Annotated in this window: 15 protein-coding genes and 1 tRNA gene; 3 read left to right on the top strand and 13 right to left on the bottom strand. The window is 68.4% G+C overall.

What is annotated here, in order from left to right:
- Positions 1-53: 53 nt before the first annotated feature.
- The 11 genes from ACIGYR_RS24890 to ACIGYR_RS24840 form a co-directional block, all read right to left on the bottom strand.
- Complete coding sequence (locus ACIGYR_RS24890; RefSeq protein ID WP_391839798.1) at positions 54-3,953, bottom strand: DNA-directed RNA polymerase subunit beta'; 3,900 nt, start codon at positions 3,951-3,953, stop codon at positions 54-56.
- Between the two features lie 98 nt (positions 3,954-4,051).
- Entirely contained in the window at positions 4,052-7,537 is a 3,486-nt protein-coding gene (rpoB, locus tag ACIGYR_RS24885) for a DNA-directed RNA polymerase subunit beta (RefSeq protein ID WP_399596889.1), read from the bottom strand.
- A gap of 592 nt (positions 7,538-8,129) precedes the next feature.
- On the bottom strand, positions 8,130-8,519 hold the full coding sequence (rplL, locus tag ACIGYR_RS24880) for a 50S ribosomal protein L7/L12 (protein ID WP_353600340.1): 390 nt from the start codon (positions 8,517-8,519) through the stop codon (positions 8,130-8,132).
- Between the two features lie 111 nt (positions 8,520-8,630).
- Positions 8,631-9,161, bottom strand: coding sequence for a 50S ribosomal protein L10 (gene rplJ / locus ACIGYR_RS24875; RefSeq protein WP_030641169.1), 531 nt, complete (start codon positions 9,159-9,161; stop codon positions 8,631-8,633).
- Positions 9,162-9,556: 395 nt separating this feature from the next.
- Positions 9,557-10,471 (bottom strand): hypothetical protein, encoded by a 915-nt coding sequence (locus ACIGYR_RS24870; RefSeq protein WP_391839794.1) that lies wholly within the window; start codon positions 10,469-10,471, stop codon positions 9,557-9,559.
- Positions 10,472-10,637: 166 nt separating this feature from the next.
- Positions 10,638-11,363 carry a 50S ribosomal protein L1 gene (gene rplA, locus ACIGYR_RS24865; RefSeq protein ID WP_391839792.1) on the bottom strand — a complete coding sequence of 242 codons (726 nt, stop codon included), beginning with the start codon at positions 11,361-11,363 and terminating at the stop codon, positions 10,638-10,640.
- Between the two features lie 94 nt (positions 11,364-11,457).
- Positions 11,458-11,892, bottom strand: coding sequence for a 50S ribosomal protein L11 (gene rplK, locus ACIGYR_RS24860; protein ID WP_055493153.1), 435 nt, complete (start codon positions 11,890-11,892; stop codon positions 11,458-11,460).
- A 131-nt stretch (positions 11,893-12,023) separates the two neighbouring features.
- Positions 12,024-12,422 (bottom strand): hypothetical protein, encoded by a 399-nt coding sequence (locus ACIGYR_RS24855; RefSeq protein ID WP_399596882.1) that lies wholly within the window; start codon positions 12,420-12,422, stop codon positions 12,024-12,026.
- Positions 12,423-12,502: 80 nt separating this feature from the next.
- Positions 12,503-13,420 (bottom strand): transcription termination/antitermination protein NusG, encoded by a 918-nt coding sequence (gene nusG, locus ACIGYR_RS24850; protein ID WP_399596879.1) that lies wholly within the window; start codon positions 13,418-13,420, stop codon positions 12,503-12,505.
- An 80-nt stretch (positions 13,421-13,500) separates the two neighbouring features.
- Positions 13,501-13,788, bottom strand: coding sequence for a preprotein translocase subunit SecE (secE, locus tag ACIGYR_RS24845; RefSeq protein ID WP_391839787.1), 288 nt, complete (start codon positions 13,786-13,788; stop codon positions 13,501-13,503).
- Positions 13,789-13,894: 106 nt separating this feature from the next.
- Positions 13,895-13,967: transfer RNA gene (locus tag ACIGYR_RS24840), tRNA-Trp, on the bottom strand.
- A 261-nt stretch (positions 13,968-14,228) separates the two neighbouring features.
- Between ACIGYR_RS24840 and ACIGYR_RS24835 the strand changes: the two genes are divergently transcribed.
- Together ACIGYR_RS24835 and ACIGYR_RS24830 are read left to right on the top strand one after the other, a co-directional pair.
- Positions 14,229-15,455 carry a pyridoxal phosphate-dependent aminotransferase gene (locus ACIGYR_RS24835; protein ID WP_399596875.1) on the top strand — a complete coding sequence of 409 codons (1,227 nt, stop codon included), beginning with the start codon at positions 14,229-14,231 and terminating at the stop codon, positions 15,453-15,455.
- Between the two features lie 125 nt (positions 15,456-15,580).
- Positions 15,581-16,621, top strand: coding sequence for an adenosine deaminase (locus ACIGYR_RS24830; protein ID WP_399596872.1), 1,041 nt, complete (start codon positions 15,581-15,583; stop codon positions 16,619-16,621).
- Positions 16,622-16,706: 85 nt separating this feature from the next.
- On the opposite strand, the gene ACIGYR_RS24825 is transcribed toward ACIGYR_RS24830, so the two are convergent.
- Entirely contained in the window at positions 16,707-17,315 is a 609-nt protein-coding gene (locus tag ACIGYR_RS24825) for a TetR/AcrR family transcriptional regulator (protein WP_391839782.1), read from the bottom strand.
- A gap of 103 nt (positions 17,316-17,418) precedes the next feature.
- Between ACIGYR_RS24825 and ACIGYR_RS24820 the strand changes: the two genes are divergently transcribed.
- Positions 17,419-18,051 (top strand): NAD(P)-dependent oxidoreductase, encoded by a 633-nt coding sequence (locus ACIGYR_RS24820; protein ID WP_391839780.1) that lies wholly within the window; start codon positions 17,419-17,421, stop codon positions 18,049-18,051.
- Between the two features lie 10 nt (positions 18,052-18,061).
- On the opposite strand, the gene ACIGYR_RS24815 is transcribed toward ACIGYR_RS24820, so the two are convergent.
- On the bottom strand, positions 18,062-19,150 hold the full coding sequence (locus tag ACIGYR_RS24815; protein ID WP_399596866.1) for a UDP-N-acetylmuramate dehydrogenase: 1,089 nt from the start codon (positions 19,148-19,150) through the stop codon (positions 18,062-18,064).
- Positions 19,151-19,319: the final 169 nt, after the last annotated feature.

Below are 19,319 nucleotides of genomic sequence, written 5' to 3'. Positions count from 1 at the left end.
ACGCCGAGGGGCGGCCACCCCGGCATGGAGTGGCCGCCCCTCAAGCTGCTCGCTTACTGGTTGTACGGACCGTAGTCGTAGTCCTCCAGCGGAACGGCCTGGCCGGAGCCCGTGCCGAACGGCGAGTAGTCGATGTCGTCGTAGCCGACGGCCGAGTACATCGCGGCCTTGGCCTCCTCGGTCGGCTCGACCCGGATGTTGCGGTAGCGGGACAGACCCGTACCGGCCGGGATGAGCTTACCGATGATGACGTTCTCCTTGAGGCCGATGAGGCTGTCGGACTTGGCGTTGATCGCCGCATCCGTCAGGACTCGGGTCGTCTCCTGGAAGGAGGCGGCCGACAGCCAGGACTCCGTCGCCAGCGAGGCCTTGGTGATACCCATCAGCTGCGGACGACCGGAGGCCGGGTGACCGCCCTCCTGGACCACACGACGGTTCTCGGTCTCGAACTTCGAGCGCTCGACCAGCTCGCCGGGCAGCAGCTCCGCGTCGCCCGACTCGATGATCGTCACACGGCGGAGCATCTGCCGGATGATGATCTCGATGTGCTTGTCGTGAATCGACACACCCTGCGAGTTGTAGACCTTCTGGACCTCACCGACCAGGTGGACCTGGACGGCACGCTGACCCAGGATGCGCAGCACGTCGTGCGGGTTGGTGGCACCCACGGTGAGCTGCTGGCCCACCTCGACGTGGTCGCCCTCGCGGACCAGGACCTTGGCACGCTTGGAGATCGGGAACGCCGTCTCGTCGCTGCCGTCGTCCGGGGTGACGACGAGCTTCTTGGTCTTCTCGGTCTCCTCGATCCGCACGCGGCCGGAGGCCTCGGAGATCGGGGCGACACCCTTCGGGGTACGGGCCTCGAAGAGCTCGACGACACGGGGCAGACCCTGGGTGATGTCGTCACCCGCCACACCACCGGTGTGGAAGGTACGCATCGTCAGCTGGGTACCGGGCTCACCGATGGACTGGGCGGCGATGATGCCGACCGCCTCACCGATGTCGACCAGCTTGCCGGTGGCCAGCGAACGGCCGTAGCACATCGCGCAGGTGCCGACGGCGGACTCACAGGTCAGGACCGAGCGGGTCTTGACCTCCGAGACGCCGTTCTTGACCAGCTCGTCGATGAGCACGTCGCCCAGGTCGGTGCCGGCCGGGGCCAGCACCTTGCCGTCGACGACGATGTCCTCGGCGAGGCAGCGCGCGTACACGGACGTCTCGACGTCGTCCGCCTTGCGCAGCACGCCGTCCGCGCCGCGCTCCGCGATGTGGAGCTTGAGGCCACGCTCGGTGCCGCAGTCCTCCTCGCGGATGATGACGTCCTGCGAGACGTCCACCAGACGACGGGTGAGGTAACCCGAGTCGGCGGTACGCAGAGCGGTGTCCGCCAGACCCTTACGGGCACCGTGCGTGGAGATGAAGTACTCCAGCACGGACAGGCCCTCACGGAAGGACGCCTTGATCGGACGCGGGATGGTCTCGTTCTTCGCGTTCGACACCAGACCACGCATACCGGCGATCTGCCGCATCTGCATCATGTTTCCTCGGGCACCCGAGTCAACCATCATGAAGATGGGGTTGGTCTTGGGGAAGTTCTCGTTCATCGCCTCGGCAACCTCGTTGGTCGCCTTGGTCCAGATCGCGATGAGCTCCTGAGTGCGCTCTTCCTTGGTGATCAGACCGCGCTCGTACTGCTTCTGGACCTTCTCGTCCTGCGCCTCGTAGCCGCGGACGATCTCCTTCTTCGCCTCGGGAACGACGACGTCGGAGATGGCCACGGTGACACCGGAACGGGTCGCCCAGTAGAAGCCGGACGCCTTCAGGTTGTCGAGCGTCGCCGCCACGATGACCTTGGGGTAACGCTCGGCCAGGTCGTTGACGATCTCGGAGAGCTGCTTCTTGCCCACCGAGTAGTCGACGAACGGGTAGTCCTCGGGGAGCAGCTCGTTGAAGAGCGCGCGGCCCAGCGTCGTGCGCAGGCGGAACGAGTCACCCTGCTGCCACTCGGGCTCGCCCTCCTCGCGCGCCGGCGGCATCCAGCCGCGCGGCGGGATGGTGCCCACCGGGAAGCGGATGTCGATCTGCGACTGCAGCGCCAGCTCGCCGGCGTCGAACGCCATGATCGCCTCGGCCGTGGAGCCGAACGCGCGGCCCTCGCCCTTGGTGTCACGCAGTTCGCCGTCGGTGGTGAGGAAGAACAGACCGAGGACCATGTCCTGGGTCGGCATCGTCACCGGGCGGCCGTCGGCCGGCTTGAGGATGTTGTTCGAGGACAGCATCAGGATGCGGGCCTCGGCCTGCGCCTCCGCGGACAGCGGCAGGTGCACGGCCATCTGGTCACCGTCGAAGTCCGCGTTGAACGCGGTGCAGACGAGCGGGTGGATCTGGATGGCCTTGCCCTCGACCAGCTGCGGCTCGAAGGCCTGGATGCCGAGGCGGTGCAGGGTGGGAGCACGGTTCAGCAGAACCGGGTGCTCGGCGATGACCTCTTCGAGGACGTCGTACACGACCGTACGGCCGCGCTCCACCATGCGCTTGGCGCTCTTGATGTTCTGCGCGTGGTTCAGGTCGACCAGACGCTTCATCACGAACGGCTTGAACAGCTCCAGCGCCATGGCCTTGGGCAGACCGCACTGGTGCAGCTTCAGCTGCGGGCCGACGACGATGACGGAACGCGCCGAGTAGTCGACTCGCTTACCGAGCAGGTTCTGACGGAAACGACCCTGCTTGCCCTTGAGCATGTCGGACAGCGACTTCAGCGGACGGTTGCCGGGGCCCGTGACCGGGCGACCACGACGGCCGTTGTCGAAGAGCGCGTCGACGGCCTCCTGGAGCATGCGCTTCTCGTTGTTCACGATGATCTCGGGCGCACCGAGGTCGAGAAGGCGCTTCAGACGGTTGTTGCGGTTGATCACGCGGCGGTACAGGTCGTTCAGGTCGGAGGTCGCGAAGCGGCCACCGTCCAGCTGCACCATCGGACGCAGGTCCGGCGGGATGACCGGCACGCAGTCCAGCACCATGCCCTTGGGGCTGTTGCTGGTCTGCAGGAACGCGGAGACGACCTTCAGGCGCTTGAGCGCACGGGTCTTCTTCTGGCCCTTGCCGGTGCGGATGATCTCGCGGAGGCGCTCGGCCTCCTCGTCGAGGTCGAAGGACTCCAGGCGCTTCTGCAGCGCCGCGGCACCCATCGAGCCGTCGAAGTACGTGCCGAAGCGGTCACGCAGCTCGCGGTAGAGCAGCTCGTCGCCCTCGAGGTCCTGGACCTTGAGGTTCTTGAAGCGGTTCCACACCTCGTCGAGGCGGTCGATCTCGCGCTGCGCGCGGTCGCGCAGCTGCTTCATCTCGCGCTCGGCACCCTCGCGCACCTTGCGGCGCACGTCGGCCTTGGCGCCCTCGGCCTCCAGCTCGGCCAGGTCGGTCTCGAGCTTCTTGGCGCGGGCCTCCAGGTCGGAGTCGCGGCGGTTCTCGATCTGCTGACGCTCGACCGAGACGTGCGCCTCCAGGGAGGGCAGGTCGCGGGTACGGCGCTCCTCGTCCACGTACGTGATCATGTATGCGGCGAAGTAGATGACCTTCTCGAGGTCCTTCGGCGCCAGGTCGAGCAGGTAGCCCAGGCGCGAGGGGACACCCTTGAAGTACCAGATGTGCGTGACGGGCGCGGCGAGCTCGATGTGGCCCATCCGCTCACGGCGCACCTTGGCGCGGGTGACCTCGACGCCACAGCGCTCACAGATGATGCCCTTGAAGCGGACGCGCTTGTACTTGCCGCAGTAGCACTCCCAGTCCCGGGTCGGACCGAAGATCTTCTCGCAGAAGAGTCCGTCCTTTTCCGGCTTGAGCGTGCGGTAGTTGATCGTCTCGGGCTTCTTGACCTCGCCGTGGCTCCACTGACGGATGTCGTCAGCGGTGGCCAGGCCGATCCGGAGCTCGTCGAAGAAGTTGACGTCGAGCACTATGCGTCAATCCCTCTCAGGGTCGAAAGTCTTTGGTCTGATACGGGGGCCTGGGGGTCGACGGGGCCCTCATGAGTGAGGGCCCCGCCGGACTCCCGTCAGACCTCTTCGACGCTGCTCGGCTCGCGCCGGGACAGGTCGATGCCGAGCTCCTCCGCAGCGCGGAAGACGTCCTCGTCGGTGTCGCGCATCTCGATGGACATGCCGTCCGAGGACAGCACCTCCACGTTGAGGCACAGAGACTGCATCTCCTTGATGAGCACCTTGAAGGACTCGGGGATGCCGGGCTCGGGGATGTTTTCGCCCTTGACGATGGCCTCGTAGACCTTCACGCGGCCGGTGACGTCGTCGGACTTGATGGTCAGCAGCTCCTGGAGGGCGTAGGCGGCGCCGTAAGCCTCCAGCGCCCACACCTCCATCTCACCGAAGCGCTGGCCACCGAACTGGGCCTTACCACCCAGCGGCTGCTGGGTGATCATCGAGTACGGACCGGTCGAACGGGCGTGCAGCTTGTCGTCGACCAGGTGGTGCAGCTTCAGGATGTACATGTACCCGATGGAGATCGGGTCCGGGAACGGCTCACCGGAGCGGCCGTCGAACAGCCTCGCCTTGCCGGTCGGCTGCACCATGCGCTCGCCGTCGCGGTTCGGGATGGTGTGCTGCAGCAGACCCGCGAGCTCGTCCTCCCGGGCGCCGTCGAACACCGGGGTGGCGACGTTGGTGCCCGGGGCGACCTGGTCGGCGCCGATGACCTGCAGGCGCTCCGCCCAGTCCTCGCCGAGGCCGGAGACGTCCCAGCCGCGGCTGGCGAGCCAGCCGAGGTGGATCTCCAGCACCTGTCCCGGGTTCATTCGGGACGGCACACCCAGCGGGTTGAGGATGATGTCGACCGGGGTGCCGTCCTCCAGGAACGGCATGTCCTCGATCGGCAGGATCTTGGAGATGACACCCTTGTTGCCGTGCCGGCCGGCGAGCTTGTCACCGTCGGTGATCTTGCGCTTCTGCGCCACGTACACGCGCACCAGCTGGTTCACACCGGGGGGAAGCTCGTCGCCCTCCTCGCGGTCGAAGACGCGGACGCCGATGACCTTGCCGGTCTCGCCGTGCGGCACCTTCAGCGAGGTGTCACGGACCTCACGGGCCTTCTCACCGAAGATCGCGCGCAGCAGGCGCTCCTCGGGGGTCAGCTCGGTCTCACCCTTCGGGGTCACCTTGCCGACGAGGATGTCGCCGGCGATGACCTCGGCACCGATACGGATGATGCCGCGCTCGTCGAGGTCGGCGAGGACCTCCTCGGAGACGTTCGGGATGTCCCGGGTGATCTCCTCGGGGCCGAGCTTGGTGTCACGGGCGTCGACCTCGTGCTCCTCGATGTGGATCGAGGAGAGGACGTCGTCCTGCACGAGGCGCTGCGACAGGATGATCGCGTCCTCGTAGTTGTGACCCTCCCACGGCATGAACGCCACGAGCAGGTTCTTGCCGAGGGCCATCTCGCCGTTCTGGGTGGCCGGGCCGTCCGCGAGCACCTGGCCCGTGATGATCCGGTCGCCCTCGTTGACGATGACCTTCTGGTTGACCGAGGTGCCCTGGTTGGACCGGGAGAACTTGGCCAGGCGGTACGTGATGTACGTGCCGTCGTCGTTGGCGGTGGTGATGTAGTCCGCGGAGACCTCCTGGACCACACCGTCCTTCTCGGCCTTGACCACGTCGCCGGCGTCGACCGCGGAGCGGTACTCCATGCCGGTGCCGACGAGCGGCGCCTCGGACTTGATCAGCGGCACGGCCTGCCGCATCATGTTCGCGCCCATGAGGGCACGGTTGGCGTCGTCGTGCTCGAGGAACGGGATCATGGCGGTCGCGACCGACACCATCTGGCGCGGCGAGACGTCCATGTAGTCGACGTCCTCGGGGCTGACGTAGTCGACCTCGCCGCCACGACGGCGGACCAGGACACGCGCCTCGGCGAACCGGAGTTCGTCGTTGAGCGTGGCGTTGGCCTGCGCGATGACGAAGCGGTCCTCCTCGTCGGCGGTCAGGTAGTCGACCTCGTCGGTGACCTGGCCGTCGATGACCTTGCGGTACGGGGTCTCGACGAAACCGAACGCGTTGACGCGACCGTAGGAGGCGAGCGAGCCGATCAGACCGATGTTCGGGCCTTCAGGCGTCTCGATCGGGCACATACGGCCGTAGTGCGAGGGGTGCACGTCACGGACCTCGAAGCCGGCCCGCTCACGGGAGAGACCACCCGGGCCAAGCGCCGACAGACGGCGCTTGTGGGTGAGACCCGACAGCGGGTTGTTCTGGTCCATGAACTGCGACAGCTGGCTGGTGCCGAAGAACTCCTTGATGGAGGCGACGACCGGCCGGATGTTGATCAGGGTCTGCGGCGTGATCGCCTCGACGTCCTGGGTCGTCATCCGCTCGCGGACGACACGCTCCATACGCGCCAGACCCGTACGGACCTGGTTCTGGATGAGCTCGCCGACGCTGCGCAGACGACGGTTGCCGAAGTGGTCGATGTCGTCGGTCTCGACGACGATCGTGTCACCGCTGTCACCGGTGGTCTCGGTCTCGCCGGCGTGCAGCTGCACCAGGTACTTGATCGTCGAGATGATGTCCTCGACGGTCAGGATGCCCGCGTCGAGCGGAGCGTCCGCACCCAGCTTCTTGTTGACCTTGTAACGGCCGACCTTGGCGAGGTCGTAGCGCTTGGGGTTGAAGTAGAGGTTCTCCAGCAGCGTCTGCGCGGCCTCACGCGTGGGGGGCTCGCCCGGGCGCAGCTTGCGGTAGATGTCGAGCAGCGCGTCGTCCTGGCCCTGGGTGTGGTCCTTCTCCAGGGTGGCGCGCATCGACTCGTAGTCGCCGAACTCCTCGAGGATCTGCTCGGTCGTCCAGCCGAGCGCCTTGAGCAGCACGGTGACCGACTGCTTGCGCTTGCGGTCGATGCGGACACCGACCATGTCACGCTTGTCGATCTCCATCTCCAGCCAGGCACCCCGGGACGGGATGATCTTGGCGGAGAAAATGTCCTTGTCGGACGTCTTGTCGATAGAGGAGTCGAAGTAGACACCGGGGGAACGGACCAGCTGAGACACCACGACACGCTCGGTGCCGTTGATGACGAAGGTGCCCTTGTTCGTCATGAGCGGGAAGTCGCCCATGAAGACCGTCTGGGACTTGATCTCACCGGTCTCGTTGTTGGTGAACTCTGCGGTGACGAAGAGCGGGGCGGCGTACGTGAAGTCGCGCTCCTTGCACTCGTCGATCGAGTTCTTCGGCGGCTCGAAGCGGTGGTCCCGGAACGTCAGCGACATCGACCCGGAGAAGTCCTCGATCGGGGAGATCTCCTCGAAGATCTCCTCCAGACCGGACTTGGTGGGGACGTCCTGACCGTTCTCCAGAGCCTCCTCGACCCGAGTCTGCCAAGCGGTGTTGCCGAGCAGCCAGTCAAAGCTCTCGGTCTGCAGCGCGAGCAGGTTCGGAACCTCGAGGGGCTCCTTGATCTTTGCAAAGGAGATGCGCAGCGGGGCGGTGCTGGCGCCGTTGTTCGTATTCGCGGTCGAGGCAGTGCGCGAGGCGGCCAAGAGGGGGTCCTTCCGAGGGCTCGGACTCACTACGCGCGTACCGGTCCCTCTCCGTGCACAGGGACGGAAACCCCAGGTCAAAGGGGATCGGTCGACTGTACTCAAGTGAGGGCAGACCCCTGGTGACGGGCAGGGGACAGCTAACAGGCAGCGCAAAGGGTCAGTGTAGCCACTTGGCACACTGATGTCCAGTGCGGGTTTTCGAAGACCCTCGTTGTGCTCAACACCCTTGCTGTCAACGCTCTCGGCCTGCTGCCCTCAACGCACGTTGATACTGCCCTCTTCGCCGTCGATCCATGCCTCGGATTCGGATCCTTGTGACGACGCGTCCTGAGAATTGCGCGCTGCGTACGGTTCGTCAAGGCCCCCCTGCCGGAAGCAGGCCGTCCGGTGGCACAACGAAGATCACCATACCCCTCGCCGTGGCGAGCGCAAGGCAACCGCGGTCGGTCCTCCGGATACGCCGAAGAGCGACCACCCGGATGGATGATCGCTCTTCGGTGCGTTCGCGTTACAGCCTGAGGGCGCCGGCTTCAGCGCCCCGCGAGGCCGCGTTCAGCACGCGTTCGAGCCCTGGCGGACCCGTGAGGTCTTACTTGACCTCGACGGAGGCGCCGGCGCCCTTGAGGGACTCGGCGGCCTTCTCGGCGGCGTCCTTGGCGACCTTCTCGAGGACGGGCTTCGGGGCGCCGTCCACGAGGTCCTTGGCCTCCTTCAGGCCGAGCGAGGTCAGCTCACGCACGACCTTGATGACCTGGATCTTCTTGTCGCCGGCGCCGGTGAGGATGACGTCGAACTCGTCCTTCTCCTCCTCGGCCTCGGCGGCACCGGCACCAGCGCCGGCGCCGGCCACGACGACCGGGGCGGCAGCGGCGGCGGTGACGTCGAACTTGTCCTCGAAGGCCTTCACGAACTCGGAGAGCTCGATGAGGGTCATCTCCTCGAACTGGGCAAGCAGCTCGTCCTGGGTGAGCTTCGCCATGTTGGCGGTCCTTCCACTCATATCGGCAGGTGCCGGATGTACTGGGTATGGCGGGCGTACGTCGGCCCGCTGCGACCTGTACCGGTGGTACGGGTCAGAAAGCGAGCCGAATTACTCGGCACCGCCCTGCTCGGCCTGCTTGGCGCGCAGCGCGTCCACGGTGCGGACGAGCTTCGACGGCAGCGCCTGGAAGACGGAGGCAGCCTGGGACTGCTTCGCCTTGAAGGCACCGGCCAGCTTGCTGAGCAGAACCTCGCGGGACTCGAGGTCCGCAAGCTTCTTGATCTCGTCGGCGGACAGCGCCTTGCCGTCAAGGACACCGCCCTTGATGACGAGATTCGGGTTGTCCTTGGCGAAGTCACGGAGACCCTTCGCCGACTCCACCGGGTCACCGGTGACGAAGGCGACGGCCGTCGGACCAGCGAAGAGCTGGTCGTCCAGCGTGATCCCGGCCTCGTTGGCCGCAATCTTGGTCAGCGTGTTCTTCACCACGGCGTACTGGGCGTTCTCACCGAGCGACCGGCGCAGCGTCTTGAGCTGCGCCACGGTGAGACCGCGGTACTCGGTCAGCACGGCGGCGTTGGAGCTGCGGAACTTGTCCGTCAGCTCCGCAACCGCGGCAGCCTTGTCGGGCCTCGCCATAGAGCCTCGGCCTCCTTCCGGGTGATTCGGACCGCGCGGACCCGAAGGAGGACTGGGCAAAACGAAACGCCCCGGCGCAGGCGCACGGGGCGGACTCGACCGACGCACACGCGCTTGGCGCGCACTCCGGGAGTTCTTCCACATTCACCTGCGCGGGTCGCCCACTTTTCAGCGGATCCTTCGGCCACCGCACCCTCGTTCGAGCGAGCGGCAACGACCAGCGGTCTTTGGCTTCTCGAAGAGAGTAAGGGACCGGGGCGCCACCGAGCAAATCGGACCGTCCGCGGCCGGCAGGAGACTGTGGGTGCCACCCCGGGAACGCCCGGTCCGCGTGGGCTCCGCGGCCGACGCGGGATCGCGAGCGCCCCTCAGGGGCCGCCGGGGTGGCGCGGGGCTCAGGAGGCGGTGCCGGTGCCGCCCGCCGCCATGCCGCCGGACTTCATCATGTCCGCGAAGTCCTTGGTGTCACCGGCCGGAGGTGCCTCGGCGGTGACCTTGACGCCGTAGTCGGTGTAGAACGACGTGTTGGTCATGAGGCCGTTGGCCGTGTCGGCCTTCTCGGACTTCTTGACCAGCAGGTCCTGGTCGTTGATCCAGAGGTCGACGGTGTCCGTGGTGACGCCCGCCTGGCTGAGCTGCTTCTTCAGGGCCGCCAGCTGGTCCGCGCTGAGGTTGCTGGTCTTGCCGGCGAGGTCGGCGACGTTCACCGTGCCCGAGTAGTGGGTCGTGTCGACGCCGGAGATCTTCTCCTCGCCGACCTTCTTGACGTCGCCGGAGGCCAGCAGCATCTTCACGGACTGGTTCGGCGTGGCGTTCTGGATCTGGTCCTTCATGTACGAACCGGAGGCGCCGCCGAGCTTGGCGAGGTCGTCGTACGAGTACTTGAGCCAGTGCTTGCCGCCGGTGTGCTGGGCGTAGGCGTCGCTCATGTGCGCGTAGTAGGCGTCCGGCAGATACCGGGCCTCCATCGACTCGGTGCCGGCCTTCTTCATCATCTCGGCCATCTGGCCGCCGGTGTACGTGATGGTGAGGGTGCCCTTGAGGCCGTCGTCCCAGGTGAGGGCGCCGTTCGCGGTCATCGCCATGAGGTCGCCGACGGATGTGGTGGAGCGCACCTTGGCCGACTCGGCCTTGTCGGTCGACTTCTCGGCGGAGCGCAGGGCGGCGATGGGACTGACGTTGATCGCGGTCTTGCCGGCCGCCTTGTCGCCACCCTTGTCGGAGCCGGAGGAGCCGCAGGCGGCCACTCCGGTCAGCGCGGCCACCACCGCTATGGAAAGGGTCGCACGGCGCACGGTTGTGCTCTTCATCTACTCCCACCCCTAATGCGTGTCCTGTGCCTGCACCGTAGCCCAGGCCGCTGACAGTCGTGCGAAAGGTCGCACAAAGAAAGGACGGGCCCGGAACCTCCAGGGTTCCAGGGCCCGCCCTTTTCCTTACGCGTACCTGACGCGGCTACCGGGGTGAGCGCAGGGCTCAGACGGCGGCCGGGTCCTCCTCGACGAGGAGGTTACGGGTGCGGTTCGGGTCGACCGGGATGCCGGGGCCCATCGTGGTGGTGATGGCGGCCTTCTTGATGTAGCGCCCCTTGGCGGCGGACGGCTTCAGACGGAGGATCTCCTCCAGCGCGGCGCCGTAGTTCTCCACCAGCTTGACGTCGTCGAAGGACGCCTTGCCGATGATGAAGTGCAGGTTCGAGTGCTTGTCGACGCGGAACTCGATCTTGCCGCCCTTGATGTCGGTGACGGCCTTGGCGACGTCGGGGGTGACGGTGCCGGTCTTCGGGTTCGGCATCAGACCACGCGGGCCGAGGACGCGGCCGAGGCGGCCGACCTTGCCCATGAGGTCCGGGGTGGCGACGACGGCGTCGAAGTCCAGACGGCCCTTCGCCACCTCGTCGATCAGTTCGTCGGAGCCGACGATGTCGGCGCCCGCGGCCTCCGCGGCCGCAGCACGGTCACCGGTCGCGAAGACCAGGACCCGGGCGGTCTTGCCGGTGCCGTGCGGAAGGTTCACGGTGCCACGGACCATCTGGTCGGCCTTGCGCGGGTCGACACCCAGGCGGAAGGCGACCTCGACGGTGCCGTCGAACTTGGTCGTGGAGGTCTCCTTGGCGAGACGGACGGCCTCGAGCGGGGCGTACAGCTTCTCCCGGTCGATCTTGGCGTCCGCAGCGCGGAGAGCCTTGCTGCGCTTGCTCACAACTGCTCCTGTGTGTTCTGAAAGGAGTCGTGGTACGGGCCGAGCAGGCCCTGCCACGTGCGACCGGCTACGGCCGCATGACTACTGGTGGGGTTCAGCCCTCGACCGTGACGCCCATGGAGCGCGCGGTACCGGCGATGATCTTCGCCGCGGCGTCCAGGTCGTTCGCGTTCAGGTCGGGCATCTTGGTCTGGGCGATCTCGCGGACCTGCGCCTCGGTGATCTTGGCGACCTTGGTCTTGTGCGGCTCGCCGGAGCCCTTCTCGACGCCCGCGGCCTTGAGGATCATCTTCGCGGCCGGCGGAGTCTTGGTGATGAAGGTGAAGGAACGGTCCTCGTAGACCGTGATCTCCACCGGGATGACCCAACCGCGCTGCGACTCGGTCGCGGCGTTGTAGGCCTTGCAGAACTCCATGATGTTGACGCCGTGCTGACCCAGCGCGGGGCCGACCGGCGGAGCCGGGTTGGCCGCGCCGGCCTGGATCTGGAGCTTGATAAGCCCCGTGACCTTCTTCTTCTTGGGAGGCATGCTCTCTCCGGGTCCTTACTGAGAGGTTGACTGCCATCCGCGTCATCCGGATTCATGCCGTTGCACGATCCCACAGATGGCATACCGCACAACGATAGCCGCTGTGCCCTCCGGACCAGAAATCGCCCAGGTCAGGCGGCCTGCGCGGGGGGCTCGGACCGCCGGTCGCGCCGTATGCGCACGGCTCCTGCGAGCAGCGCGAGCAGGGTCGCGCCCCCGGGCACCGCGAGCAGCGCGGCCACGGTCCCCCGGCCGGTGTCCGCGGCGAGCACGACCCGCTCCGGCTCGCCGGGGGCCGAGCGCACGTACACGGTGTCGCCCTCGGCGTGGCCGCCCGCACGCGTGCCGACCGGGAGGCCGGCGGTCACCTGCTCCCCCGCGAAGGGGTAGGTGACCGCGCAGCCGCCGACGAAGCAGGCTCCGTCGTGGAACGTGGCCGCGGTCCGCTCCGCGCCGCGCAGCTCGATGCGCAGCCGGGCGGCCGGGAAGAAGACGGCGTACGCCAGCGCCAGCGACGCGAGTGCGGCCACCGTGCCGACGACGGCGGGCCGGACACGGCGAGAGCGCCCCGGCCCGGTGCTCACCGGCGGGGCGCTCTCGGAGGACGTGCTCAGTTCTTCTGGATCTGGTCGAAGGACAGCTCGACCGGGGTCTCGCGGCCGAAGATCTCCACCAGGCCCTTGACCTTCTTGGAGTCGGGGTTGATCTCGTTGATGGTCGCCTGGAGCGTGGCGAACGGACCGTCGGTGACGGTGACCGAGTCGCCGACCTCGAAGTCCAGCACCTGGACCTCGACCTTGCGCTGCGGGGCGGGCTTGCCCTCGGCCTCGGCGGCCTCGCGGGCGGCCTTCTCCTCGGCCTCCGGGGCGAGCATCTTGACGATCTCGTCCAGGGTCAGCGGGTACGGGTCGTAGGCGTTGCCGACGAAGCCGGTGACACCGGGGGTGTTGCGGACGACGCCCCAGGACTCGTTGGTCAGGTCCATGCGGACCAGGACGTAACCCGGCAGCTTGTTCTGCTTGATCGTCTTGCGGTCGCCGTTCTTGATCTGGACGACCTCTTCCTGCGGCACCTCGGCCTGGAAGATGTAGTCCTCGACGTTCAGCGAGACGGCGCGCTGCTCCAGGTTGGTCTTCACGCGGTTCTCGTAGCCGGCGTAGGTGTGGATGACGTACCACTCGCCGGGGAGGGTGCGCAGCTCCTCACGCAGGGCCTGGATCGGGTCGACCGGGGCGGCCGGCTCTTCCTCGGCGGCCTCCGCGACGGCGGCGTCCTCGTCGCTGTCGGCCTCGCCGGTGTCGGCCTCGGCGTCCTCGGCGTCCTCGTCGGCTTCGGCCTCGACGTCCACGTCGCCCTCGTCCTCGGCGTGCAGGGCGGCCTCCTCGGCCGGCTCACCCGCCTCGGCGTCGGCAGCCTCGAACTCGTCCTGCTCGTCCGCGCCCTCGACGATGTCGAGCTCGTCATCCGCCGTCTCGGCAGCCAGCCCGCGGGGCTCGGTGGCGTCGTCGTTCAGGTTCGGGTCAGACACGATGGCTGCTTCTTCCTGGATACATAGGGGTGGAACATGCGAAAACGGGCGCCGGTGCCACGGCGCCCTTCGCTCTTGGCTCAGCCGAAGACGTACTTGGCCGCGTGGTTGAGCCCATAGTCAATCACGGTCACCAGCGCGATCATGATGGCGACGAAGAAGATCACCACGGTGGTGTACGAAGTCAGCTGGTTGCGCGACGGCCAGACGACCTTGCGGAGTTCCGCGATGATCTGGCGATAGAAGGTGGCGAGGCGCTTGAGCGGGCCCTTCTTGGCGCGCTTGCCGCCCTTGCGAGCCTTCTTCTGCGACTCAGGCAGCTCATCCTGGGCATCAGGCGTGTCGATGGAGCCCACGGCGTCCGTCATTGTCCTCACCTGGTCCCGGGTCGTGGCCGTGCCGCGCCCGGTTTCTGAGCCGCACGGCGGTGCATTGCTGTACGTACATGCGCACACATCCTGGCGGTGTGTGTAGCAGGGCCGGAGGGACTTGAACCCCCAACCGCCGGTTTTGGAGACCGGTGCTCTACCAATTGAGCTACGACCCTTTGTGTGTCCCCCAACGTACCGCATCCAACCGGGTGCTCGGTGTGCACCGGTTCGACGGCGGCTGCCGAAGGCCAACGAGGTGAGAGTGTACGTGTTTCACGCCTCGGCGTCGAACAGAAAGTGCCCGTCCCGGACCGCGCGGCCAAAGATCGTCCTGGCCCGGGGCCGGATTCGGACCCTTGTTCACGCATCGACCCCTGACTGTTCAGTCTGTGAAACCAATGTGCCGGGGGGATTTCCGGTCTGGAACGATGGACGGCATGAGCGCTGCAACCCCTCCCACCGAGCGCCGGGTCTCCGCCCGAGTCGGCGCGATCTCCGAGTCCGCCACCCTCGCCGTGGACGCCAAGGCCAAGGCCCTGAAGGCCGCCGGGCGTCCGGTGATCGGCTTCGGCGCCGGTGAGCCCGACTTCCCGACCCCGGACTACATCGTCGAGGCGGCCGTCGAGGCCTGCAAGAACCCGAAGTACCACCGCTACACGCCGGCCGGCGGCCTGCCCGAGCTGAAGTCCGCGATCGCCGCGAAGACGCTGCGCGACTCCGGCTGGGAGCCCGACGTCTCGCAGATCCTGATCACCAACGGCGGCAAGCAGGCCATCTACGAGGCGTTCGCCGCGATCCTCGACCCGGGCGACGAGGTCATCGTCCCGGCGCCGTACTGGACGACGTACCCGGAGTCGATCCGCCTCGCCGGCGGTGTCCCGGTGGAGGTCGTGGCCGACGAGACGACCGGCTACCGCGTCTCGGTGGAGCAGCTGGAGGCGGCGCGCACCGAGAAGACGAAGGTCGTCCTCTTCGTCTCCCCCTCCAACCCGACCGGCGCGGTGTACTCCGAGGCCGAGACCGAGGCGATCGGCCGCTGGGCCGTCGAGCACGGCCTGTGGGTGCTCACCGACGAGATCTACGAGCACCTGGTCTACGGCGACGCCGCCGCGGTGTCCCTGCCGGCGCTCCTGCCCGAGCTGCGCGACAAGTGCATCGTGGTCAACGGCGTGGCGAAGACGTACGCCATGACCGGCTGGCGCGTGGGCTGGGTCATCGGCCCGAAGGACGTCGTCAAGGCCGCGACGAACCTGCAGTCGCACGCCACCTCGAACGTCTCCAACGTCGCCCAGGTGGCCGCCCTGGCCGCCGTCTCCGGTGACCTGGAGGCCGTCGCGAAGATGCGCGAGGCGTTCGACCGGCGCCGTAAGACGATCGTGCGGATGCTCAACGAGATCGACGGCGTGCTCTGCCCGGAGCCCGAGGGCGCGTTCTACGCCTACCCCTCGGTCAAGGCGCTGCTCGGCAAGGAGATCCGCGACAGGCGCCCGCAGGACACCGTCGAGCTGGCCGCGCTGATCCTGGAGGAGGCCGAGGTCGCGGTCGTCCCGGGCGAGGCCTTCGGCACGCCGGGCTACCTGCGGCTTTCGTACGCGCTCGGTGACGAGGACCTCGTCGAGGGCGTGAGCCGGATCCAGAAGCTGCTGGCGGAGGCCAGGGACTGAGCGGTCCGTTCCGTGACACAGGGGCACCCCGGACGAACGGGGGTGCCCCTGTTCGTTTGTGCGAGCAAGACCACGTACGGGGAAACGGCTACCGGTGTGGCGGGTGTGTACGGCAGGATCCTGGGATGGAGCGTGTACGTGACCTCTCTGAGCTGCCGAAAGCTCATCTGCACCTGCACTTCACCGGCTCGATGCGGCCGGGAACCGTCCTGGAGCTGGCCGACAAGTACGGCGTACGCCTGCCCGAGGCGCTGGTGGACGCCCTCACCAGCGGGGAACCGCCCAGACTGCGCGCCACGGACGAGCGGGGCTGGTTCCGTTTCCAGCGGCTGTACGACGCGGCGCGCTCCTGCCTGCGCGAGCCGGAGGACATCCGGCGCCTGGTCCGGGAAGCCGCCGAGGAGGACGTCAAGGACGGCTCGGGCTGGCTGGAGATCCAGGTGGATCCGACGTCGTACGCGCCCAGGCTGGGCGGGCTGATCCCGGCCCTGGAGATCATCCTCGACGCGGTGGACACGACGTCCCGGGAGACCGGCCTCGGCATGCGTGTCCTGGTCGCCGCGAACCGTATGAAGCACCCGCTGGACGCGCGCACACTGGCCCGGCTGGCGGTGCGGTACGCGGACCGGGGCGTGGTCGGCTTCGGGCTCTCCAACGACGAGCGGCGGGGCATGGCCCGGGACTTCGACCGGGCCTTCCACATCGCGCGGGAGGGCGGTCTGCTGTCGGCCCCGCACGGCGGTGAGCTGACCGGCCCGGCGTCGGTCCGGGACTGCCTGGACGACCTGCACGCCACGCGGATCGGGCACGGGGTGCGGGCGGCCGAGGACCCGCGATTGCTGAAGCGACTGGCGGACCGGGGTGTGACCTGCGAGGTGTGCCCGGCCTCGAACGTGGCGCTCGGCGTGTACGAGAAACCGGAGGACGTGCCGCTGCGCACCCTCTTCGAGGCGGGCGTGCCGCTGGCCCTGGGCGCCGACGATCCGCTGCTGTTCGGCTCCCGGCTGGCCGCCCAGTACGAGATCGCCCGCCATGTCCACGGCTTCACGGACGCCGAACTCGCCGAGCTGGCGCGGCAGTCGGTGCGGGGCTCCGCCGCCCCGGAGAAGGTCAGGGAGCGGCTGCTGGCCGACGTGGACGACTGGCTGGCGCGTCCGGCCGCCTGAACCGGGCGGGGGACGGCCGGGCCGGGAAGCAGACGGGCATCCCGACCGGGTGCCCGCCGCGCCGCCGGGCGGCTGGACGCCAGCCTCAGGGCCGGTCCGCGACGGCGAGTCCGCCCAGCAGCGTGGCGGCGAGCCGGGCGGCGAACTCGTCCACCGGTGGCCGTCGGCCGCTCTCGGTGGCGTCGTAGGCGTACGCGCGGTGGGAGCAGGCGCCCAGGAGGAGGGAGGCGGCGGCGTAGGTGTCGGCGTCGGCGCGGATCCGGCCGGCGGCCTGTTCGGCACGCAGGTAGGCGTCCAGGCCCTGGATGGGCAGGTGCGGGCCGGAACCGATGGCGCGCAGGGCGTCGTAGTGACGCTCCTTGAGCTGGGTCTCGGCGTACAGGGAGGCCCCGATCGGGAAGCTCTGCTCGTAGAAAAGTGCCGCCTGCCGGGCGATGTCGGTGAGGTTCTCTGCCAAGGTGCCCTGTCCCGCTTCGGCGGCGAGGCTGCTGAGCAGCGGGGCGAGCCGGGGCAGGCGCTCGTCGAGGACCCGTACGAACAGCTCTTCCTTGCTGTCGAAGTACTTGTAGAGGGCCGCCTCGGAGCAGCCGGCGGCGCGGGCGATCTCCTTGGTGGTGGCGCGGGCGAGTCCGACGGTGAGCATCAGCTCGTGGGCGGCGTCGAGGATGCGGACACGCGCCGGCTTCGTCTGCATGGGACTCTCTTTCGGCCTTGACGGGTGGGTGAGTGCTTACCCACTCTAGAAGGCAGCAGGGTGAGTAAGTACTCACCCACTGATGTCGAGCAGGGGGAGCCACATGAAGCTGACCGTTTTCGGTGCCACCGGGGGGATCGGCCGGGAGCTGGTCCGCCAGGCCCTGGACGCCGGTCACGAGGTCACGGCGGTCGTACGGGATCCGGCCCGGCTGGGTGCCGCCGGAGATCGCCTGGAGGTCGTGCGCAGCGGCCTGACCGACCCGCAGGAGCTGCGCGCCGCCGTCCGGGGCCGGCACGCCGTCCTGTCCGGCCTGGGTGCGCGCAGCCGCAAGGACGCCGGTGTGACCACGCGGCTGACCCGGACGGTCCTGGGCGCCATGGAGGCGGAGGACGTGCGCCGGCTGCTGGTCGTCAGCGCCGGTCCGGTGGGACCGGATCCGGAGGACGACGGCGCGCTGGACCGCGCGATGCGGGGCATGGTGTCGGCGATCTTCAAGGACGTGTACGCCGATCTGCGGGAGATGGAGGCCGACCTGGCCCGCAGCGGCACGGACTGGACCTCCGTACGGCCGCCGCGCCTGCGGGACAAGCCGCTCACCGGCCGCTATCGCACCGTCGTCGGCGGCTTCCCGCCCAAGGGCCGCTTCATCGCGCGCGCGGACGTCGCGCACGCGATGCTGTCGATGATCGACGCCGGGGAGACCCTGAAGCAGGGGGTGGGGGTGGCCTACTGAGCCCGTCCGGTCACAGGCTCACACCCACGGTCACCGGCTCGTTGACCAGCGTGACCCCGAAGACCTCGCGGACGCCGGCGACCACCTCTCGGGCCAGGGCCAGCAGGTCCTCCGTGGTGGCGCCGCCCCGGTTGGTGAGGGCGAGGGTGTGCTTGGTGGAGATGCGGGCGGGGCCGGTGCCGTAGCCCTTGGTGAAGCCCGCCTTGTCGATCAGCCAGGCCGCGGACGTCTTCGTACGGCCCTCCCCCGCCGGGTAGGCGGGCGGCTCGACGCCGTCGCCCAGCCGCTCGCGCACGCGCGCGTGGAACGCGGCGAACTGCTCGTCGGTGAGGATCGGGTTGGTGAAGAAGGACCCGGCCGACCAGCTGTCGTGGTCCTCGGGGTCCAGCACCATGCCTTTGCCGGCCCGGAGCTTCAGCACGGTCTCCCGGGCGTCGGCCAGCGGCACCCGGTCGCCGGGCTCCGCGCCGAGTGCGCGGGCCGCCTCGGCGTACTTGACCGGGGCGGACAGTCCGTCCGCGTCCTCCAGGTCGAAACGGACCCGGAGGACGACATAGCGCTCGGGGTCGGCCTTGAAGCGGCTGTGGCGGTACGAGAAGGCGCACTCCTCGTTCGTCAGCGTGACCGTCTCGCCCGTCCGCCGGTCATACGCGATCACCTCCGTGATCGTCGAGGAGACCTCCTGGCCGTAGGCGCCCACGTTCTGGATCGGCGTGGCGCCCGCGGATCCGGGGATGCCGGCCAGGCACTCGATGCCGGCGAGCCCGGCTTCCACGGTGCGTGCGACGGCGTCGGTCCACACCTCGCCGGCCGCCAGCTCCAGGGTGGTGCCGCGCAGTTCGACGCCGCGGGTGGCGATGCGCAGGGCGGTGCCGTCGAAGCCCTTGTCGCCGATGACGAGGTTCGATCCGCCGCCGATGAGCAGCAGCGGGGTGCCGTTGTCGTCGGCCTCGCGGACTGCGGCGATCACCTCGGCGTCGGTCGCGGCGGTCACCAGCCGCGTCGCGGGACCGCCCAGCCGGAAGGTGGTCAGCGGGGCAAGGGGGGCGTCGTGGAGTACCTGCACGGGCCCAAGACTACGAGACACCTCCGACAGCACCGCACCCGCGCGCGGGCCGGCCCGAGCCGTGCCACGCGCGTGCGGACCTGCTCGGGCCGGTCCACGCACGCGCGCGTGGACCGGCCCGAGCCGTGGTCCGCGCGCGCGTGCCCGGTACTGTCGCGCGGCGACCACATGAGCCGCCGTACCGCCTCGTCCCGGCTCACCG

The sequence above is a fragment of the Streptomyces sp. NPDC053076 genome (assembly GCF_044546845.1).
Classification (GTDB): Bacteria; Actinomycetota; Actinomycetes; order Streptomycetales; family Streptomycetaceae; genus Streptomyces.
This window is presented reverse-complemented; position numbering and strand designations above follow the sequence as displayed.

Excerpts from the sequence above, each read along its gene's own strand:
- rplL (WP_353600340.1), bottom strand. The coding sequence starts at position 8,519 with ATGGCGAAGCTCACCCAGGACGAGCTGCTTGCCCAGTTCGAGGAGATG.
- rplJ (WP_030641169.1), bottom strand. The coding sequence starts at position 9,161 with ATGGCGAGGCCCGACAAGGCTGCCGCGGTTGCGGAGCTGACGGACAAG.
- ACIGYR_RS24870 (WP_391839794.1), bottom strand. The coding sequence starts at position 10,471 with ATGAAGAGCACAACCGTGCGCCGTGCGACCCTTTCCATAGCGGTGGTG.
- rplK (WP_055493153.1), bottom strand. The coding sequence starts at position 11,892 with ATGCCTCCCAAGAAGAAGAAGGTCACGGGGCTTATCAAGCTCCAGATC.
- secE (WP_391839787.1), bottom strand. The coding sequence starts at position 13,788 with ATGACGGACGCCGTGGGCTCCATCGACACGCCTGATGCCCAGGATGAG.
- ACIGYR_RS24835 (WP_399596875.1), top strand. The coding sequence starts at position 14,229 with ATGAGCGCTGCAACCCCTCCCACCGAGCGCCGGGTCTCCGCCCGAGTC.
- ACIGYR_RS24830 (WP_399596872.1), top strand. The coding sequence starts at position 15,581 with ATGGAGCGTGTACGTGACCTCTCTGAGCTGCCGAAAGCTCATCTGCAC.
- ACIGYR_RS24825 (WP_391839782.1), bottom strand. The coding sequence starts at position 17,315 with ATGCAGACGAAGCCGGCGCGTGTCCGCATCCTCGACGCCGCCCACGAG.
- ACIGYR_RS24820 (WP_391839780.1), top strand. The coding sequence starts at position 17,419 with ATGAAGCTGACCGTTTTCGGTGCCACCGGGGGGATCGGCCGGGAGCTG.